Annotated in this window: 1 protein-coding gene; it reads left to right on the plus strand. The window is 63.1% G+C overall.

Annotation, left to right across the window (positions count from 1 at the left end):
• A partial coding sequence (locus tag HNR46_RS20530) for an integron integrase (protein ID WP_221285321.1) occupies positions 1-1,134 on the plus strand: 1,134 nt, incomplete at its 5' end.
• Positions 1,135-1,339 lie beyond the last annotated feature (205 nt).

Consider the following 1,339-nt stretch of genomic DNA (forward strand, 5'->3'; position numbering starts at 1 on the left):
CGGGCCTTCTGGCGGCTTGAGGTCCTGCGGGAGGAGGTGACGAGGGAGAATTGGCAGCTTGAGCAGTGGGAATCCGCGATCCAGTGGTATCTGAACTGGCTGGCCGCTTGTCAGGAGGTGGGCGCCGACCACCGGAGTCTGCCGGAGCGGGTGCGCACGGCGGTGTATTCGGCCGGGTCGCGGCTGGGGCTCCAGCGCCGCACGAAGCTCTGCTATGGCGGCTGGGCGGCACGCTTTGCGAAATTTGCCGGGGACGAAAGGCAAGTGATGCGGGTGGAAACGGCGACGCGCTTTTTGACCTCGGTGGTGGAGGATGAAGACTGCGCCTACGCCACACAAAAACAAGCTCTCAACGCACTGGCTTTCTTCTTCAAGAGGGTGTGCGGGATCGAAGAGCCAAAGTTCGGGGTGAAGCTTCGAAAGACGGCGAGGAGGGTGCCGGTGGTTCTTTCAAAAGCTGAGACCCAGCGCGTCTTCGAGCGAATGGAGTCGAAGAATGGCACCTACGCTCTGGCGGCACGGCTGCAATATGGAGCGGGGCTTCGGCTGATGGAGGTGGTACGGCTGCGGATCAAGGATGTGGATCTCGAGCGCGGAAGATTGACGGTGCGGGGCGGCAAGGGGAACAAGGATCGGATGACCGTCCTGCCGAAGAGCTTGCTGGGGGCGGTGGCCCAGCAAATCGAGGAGGCGCGTGCCTGGTGGAGCCGAGACCGGGAAGCGGGTCTGACGGGCGTATGGATGCCCAACGCCCTGTCTCGAAAATATCGGCGAGGGGCGGAGAGCTTTGAGTGGTTCTGGCTTTTCCCGGCCTCGAAGATAGCAGTGGACCCGGCCACTGTGGGGAGCGCCGGGGCCCCGGAAGGGATCCCGCGGCGACATCATCTGCACGATGGCGTTTACAACCGCGCGATCCAGCGCGGGGCACGGGCTGCGGGGGTGGAGAAACAGGTGACGAGTCATGCCCTGCGCCATTCTTTCGCCACCCACCTGCTGGAAGGAGGAACCGATTTGCGGACGATCCAAGAGCTCCTGGGGCACGAGGACATCACGACGACGGAGATCTATCTGCATGTGGCCACGGGGGAACATGGCTTGGGAGTGGTCAGTCCGCTCGATGCGCTGGTGACGTGAGACTGGGGAATCCGGTTGCATTCCCGAACGGGATTACCGGAAGAACCGATCCATGATTCCGCAAGGATCCCGCGGATCCTGGACTTCCGGGAGTGGGTCTGGGGTTGAAGAGGCGTTGAAGAAGCCTTGAAGAAGGTCCGGCAGGATACCGCACGAGGTCGGCAAGGCGCCGGCGGCTTCCCTTTCCTGATGGTCCCGGCCTCCG

Source organism: Haloferula luteola (assembly GCF_014201715.1).
GTDB classification, from domain to species: domain Bacteria; phylum Verrucomicrobiota; class Verrucomicrobiia; order Verrucomicrobiales; family Akkermansiaceae; genus Haloferula; species Haloferula luteola.